The organism is Nostoc sp. 'Peltigera membranacea cyanobiont' 232, from assembly GCF_002245985.1.
Classification (GTDB): domain Bacteria; phylum Cyanobacteriota; class Cyanobacteriia; order Cyanobacteriales; family Nostocaceae; genus Nostoc.
Genome location: NZ_NOLK01000298.1, coordinates 1 through 4,359 on the forward strand (window position 1 = coordinate 1; position 4,359 = coordinate 4,359).

At 40.6% G+C, this 4,359-nt stretch carries 5 protein-coding genes and 1 pseudogene; 3 read left to right on the top strand and 3 right to left on the bottom strand.

Annotated features, from left to right (window positions below; all coding sequences use genetic code 11):
* A partial coding sequence (locus CDG79_RS44595) for a hypothetical protein (RefSeq protein WP_223278638.1) occupies positions 1–206 on the top strand: 206 nt, incomplete at its 5' end.
* A 267-nt stretch (positions 207–473) separates the two neighbouring features.
* Positions 474–1,241, top strand: coding sequence for a thioesterase II family protein (locus CDG79_RS39285; protein ID WP_094346884.1), 768 nt, complete (start codon positions 474–476; stop codon positions 1,239–1,241).
* An 85-nt stretch (positions 1,242–1,326) separates the two neighbouring features.
* Here the strand turns inward: CDG79_RS39285 and CDG79_RS39290 are convergent, their stop codons facing one another.
* From CDG79_RS39290 to CDG79_RS39300, 3 genes are all read right to left on the bottom strand, one after another.
* Positions 1,327–1,728, bottom strand: coding sequence for an ExbD/TolR family protein (locus CDG79_RS39290; protein WP_094346885.1), 402 nt, complete (start codon positions 1,726–1,728; stop codon positions 1,327–1,329).
* 588 nt (positions 1,729–2,316) lie between these two features.
* A complete protein-coding gene (locus CDG79_RS39295) occupies positions 2,317–2,721 on the bottom strand; it encodes an ExbD/TolR family protein (RefSeq protein WP_094346886.1) in 405 nt (134 codons plus the stop codon).
* Positions 2,708–3,376: a MotA/TolQ/ExbB proton channel family protein gene (locus tag CDG79_RS39300; RefSeq protein ID WP_094346887.1), complete on the bottom strand. Its 669-nt coding sequence runs from the start codon at positions 3,374–3,376 to the stop codon at positions 2,708–2,710. The genes CDG79_RS39295 and CDG79_RS39300 overlap by 14 nt, the downstream gene beginning before the upstream one ends.
* A 501-nt stretch (positions 3,377–3,877) precedes the next feature.
* Between CDG79_RS39300 and CDG79_RS39310 the strand changes: the two are divergent.
* Positions 3,878–4,359: pseudogene (locus CDG79_RS39310) on the top strand (energy transducer TonB); the annotation flags it as partial.

A 4,359-nucleotide genomic window follows, 5' to 3' on the forward strand; every position in this document is an offset into this window, starting at 1 on the left:
TTTTACACTTCAACGGCTTAAACGAAAAAATTATTCATAGTTGGAATAAAACAAAAGAATTATTTCATGAAGAGAAAACTGATAGGAAAGAAGCTCACGCAATGCTTCAAAAGCAGAATGAAGTAATCCTTCAAAAGCAGCACGACCTTCAAAAGCAGAATGAAGCGATCCTTCAAAAGCAGCATGACCTTCAAATCCGTGAGTAATTTACGATCGTTACCCTCTGGGGATTCTTCGTAGTTCTGGACATATTGTTTTGATGCGGTAAAAATCATCTCCCTAGTTTTTTCGTCCAGGGTTTTACCAAATATTCCTAGAACCTTACCACCGCTTCCCCAAAGGATTTGGAAAATCGGAACTGCTACACCGCTAACGACTGATATCGCCCAAGGTTCCATTCCTGTCATAAGATTATCAGTGAATATGTTTAAAAAATTAAAGCAAAGTTGTATTATCCAACTCTAAGCTCTCTTATGACAACTACACCAAGCTTCAATTCCTGGGTTATCTGTCCCCAACCAAATCCTCAAGCAAACTTGCGTTTATTCTGTTTCCCCTACGCTGGTGGTAACGCGGCAATTTTTCGCACTTGGCCTAATAATCTACCGAGTAATGTCGAAGTCTGTGCTGTGGAATATCCGGGACGGGGAAGACAGATTCAGTCAGCACCTTTGACGCGATTAGAACCTCTTGTGGAAGCGATCGCTCCAGTTCTCATGCCATACTTAGACAAACCATTCGCCTTCTTCGGTTACAGTATGGGCGGATTAGTTAGCTTTGAGTTAACCCGTCTACTTCGCTCTCAGTATAGTCTTGCTCCCTTTCACCTCTTCATCTCTGCTCGTCGCGCCCCGCAATTACCACCCATAAAACCACCCCTGCACATCCTATCAGACGCTGATTTGCAGAAGGAGCTACGCAGCCTCAACGGTACACCCAAAGCAGTGCTAGAAAGCGAGGAACTTATGCAGATGTTTCTCCCGATTTTGCGGGCAGACTTTGCAGTTCTAGAAACTTATATTTACACTCAAAAACAGCCACTGGAGTGTCCTATTACTGTTTTTGGTGGTTTGCAAGACAAAGATATTAGTCATGAAGCTTTGCAAGCATGGCGAGAACAGACTATGGCGGCTTTCTCATTACATGAGTTCGACGGCGACCACTTTTTTATTCATTCCCACCAAGAATTATTATTTAAACTTATATATCAAGAATTACAGATGTGTAAGCGTAGCTGGTAGTAATGATTAAATAAGAAGGAGTTAGGAGTCAGAATATAGAATTTTCCTGACTCTCTGAACTTCTGATGTACAATATTTCTACTTTTTATTTTTGGGTAGCGATCGCTAATTTTGCCCCTTTAACTTTACGAACCCGATCCATCACCGCTACTACCCGCCCATAACCAACTTTCTCATCAGCATTAATAATCACCAACACGTCTGGATTAGAACCAACCAAAGTACGTACTTGCTGCGTCAAATCATCAATTGCAATTGGTTTCCGGTTCAGACTTACCTGTTCTTTGTCATCTACCGTAATGGTAATTCTATTGGGAACTTGTTGTTGTTTGGCTGTGCTGGCCTTCGGTAAATTTACTGGCAAACCTTCTGAGCGAGTTAAAAACAGAGTTGACATGATAAAAAATGTCAAAATTGCAAAAATCACATCAATCATCGGCACGATGTTGATCTGTAATGGAAGTTCTGGCTCATCTGGTAAGCGCATAAGTTTGTTTCTCCTCGTTCATAACGACGGCGGTAGAGTAATTCTAACTGTCCCTCATACTCCTGAATTAAGGGACTTCCAATTAAAAAAATATCCAATTTTGTAGGGTGCGTTAGCGACAGCGTAACGCACCGCCAGATATCTCGGTGCGTTACGGCTTTCGCCTAACACACCCTACTGTATATTTTATTTTTTGGAAGTCCCTAATCCAATTTGTCTTTGATACAATCCCCAGAAGGTATTGGCAAAGATGAGTATGAATAGTGACTGCCACACCCAATACCGAAAATGCCAACAGGGCCCAGATGACGACACCGCCTGTTACAAATAAATTCTGAATTCCTATGTTCTCTAAAGGTTATCAACAACACATAGTAAGACTGGCAGAATCTAGAAAAAAGCTGAAACTTTTTATTAATAAAATTTAAAATATAATAATTTTGATTGCAGAAATTGGACAATTTATTTTTTGGAGTTCCCTAACAAGGAGTTAAGAGTTTGAAGTTAAGAGCCAGAATATAGAGTTTCCGTTAATTCTGGCTGCTACTGTTGTTCAAAGTAATCGATTGGAAGCAGGCGATTTTACTATTATTTTTGGGTAGCGATTGCTAACTTAGCCCCTTCAACTTTACGAACGCGATCCATTACCGCTACTACCCGCCCATAATCAACTTTCTGATCGGCATTAATAATCACCAACACATTTGGGTTAGAACCAACTAAAGCCCGTACTTGCTCTGTCACATCATCAACTGCAATTGGTTTCCGATTCAAACTTACCTGTTCTTTGTCATCTACCGTAATGGTAATTCTAGTGGGAACTTGCTGTTGTTTGGCTGTGCTGGCCTTCGGTAAATTTACTGGCAAACCTTCTGAGCGCGTTAAAAATAGAGTTGACATGATGAAAAATGTCAAAAGGGCAAACAGCACATCAAGCAGGGGCACGATATTGATACTTACTGGTAAATCTTGTTCAATATCATCTAGATCCATAGGTTTTCTCCTGTTTTTCGTGGCGATCGAAGTGGTCATGGCGATCGAGGAACAGTATTTCTAGCTGTCCGCCATACTCTTGAATCATTGTTATTTGCCTCTGGTATAGTCCCCGAAAGATGCTGGCTCCTAAAAGCACAAAGATAGCAACAACTAATCCTGATGCAGTCGCAATCAAAGCTTCACTGATCCCAGCAGTAACAGCACCAGTTTTAGTACCGCCGACATCACCAATATTGAGTCCAGCAAAAGAGTTAATTAATCCCAAAATTGTGCCGAGAAGTCCCAATAGAGGCGCTAAACCGATAATGGTGTCAAATACAGGTTGAAATCGCTTGATTATAGGAATTTCGGCTTGTGCCTCGCTTTTCAAGGCCAAGCGAAATTTTTCTGGAGTCGGTCTTTCTAGCTGTAGTGCAGCCAGAAAAATGCGTGCTATGGGTAAATCTACATTTTTTTGCAGCTTATCCATAGCACTAACGACATTATCAAGTCGATAAAGATTCAAAACCTCTCGCATCACGCGGTTTTGACGCTTACCAATCTGAATCCAAAACTTCGCCCGTTCGATCATTAGCGCCCCAGCCAACACCGAAAACGCCAGCAGGGGCCACATGACTACACCGCCTGCTGCAAACAAATTCTGAATTCCCATGTAGTGCCTCTATCACGTCATTCACAATACAAAATCAGACTACCAGAATCTAGTTCCAAGCTGAAACTTTTTCTCAATAAAATATAAAATATAATGATAATTTTTTCAAATGCTCATCATTTTTATTTACGTGTTCGTTTGTCTTACATAAAAAAATTTAATTAGATTGCAACAAAAATTAATTTTGTGCAAAAACCATGATATTGGTGGTTGGAAAAGATATTTTTGTTAGGGAACTCCAAAAAATAAATTATTCAATTTGTCTACTCAACTAGACTTCTTTCTTCCTTGTCTCCCTTGTCTCCCTTGTCTCCCTTGTCTCCCTTGTCTCCCTTGTCTTCCTTGTCCCCCTTGTCCCTCTGCGACGGAATATTTTTTTACTTGGAAATCCCTTAGTTCAGGGTTCCGTAAGGCTATCCCAAGTAATTTTAATTTTTTACTTGATATTTGTAACCCTGCATTCTAAGATGACTAAATTAGTGAGAATAGGTAGCAATAGCTATGAGCTTTTCTGGCATTACTGTCGAGCAACGTTCCAAAGAAGTTGAGGCTCTCAAGTCTTTTCTGACTTACAGTCTGATAGGTTCACTGGCCCTGCATATCGGCGTACTGTCTTCAGGCATAAGTAATTATTTGACGAGAGTGCATACAGGAGAAGAAGAACCAATAGAAGTGGCGATCGTTGATTCTCCGACTGCAGAACCAGAAAAATCAGTTGAAAAAATTCCAGAAGAACCCAAAAAAGAACCTGAAGTTGTTCAAAAACAGTCTATAGAAACTCTACCAGTACAAAAACCAGTACAAGAATTTATTGAAAGATCGACAATTCAGCCAGTTGAACAACAACCACAACAAACTACTCGAAACTCACAGCCAGTTGAACAACAACCACAACAAACTACTCGAAACTCACAGCCAGCAAATAGGGAAACTGCTCCCAAACCAGAAATCCCTGTGAGAACTGTTGCTCCTCAGAGTAGTGG

What these genes read in the sequence shown, in the direction of transcription:
- CDG79_RS39295 (WP_094346886.1), bottom strand. Translation starts at nt 2,721, where the DNA reads ATGGATCTAGATGATATTGAACAAGATTTACCAGTAAGTATCAATATC.
- CDG79_RS39300 (WP_094346887.1), bottom strand. Translation starts at nt 3,376, where the DNA reads ATGGGAATTCAGAATTTGTTTGCAGCAGGCGGTGTAGTCATGTGGCCC.
- CDG79_RS39290 (WP_094346885.1), bottom strand. Translation starts at nt 1,728, where the DNA reads ATGCGCTTACCAGATGAGCCAGAACTTCCATTACAGATCAACATCGTG.
- CDG79_RS39285 (WP_094346884.1), top strand. Translation starts at nt 474, where the DNA reads ATGACAACTACACCAAGCTTCAATTCCTGGGTTATCTGTCCCCAACCA.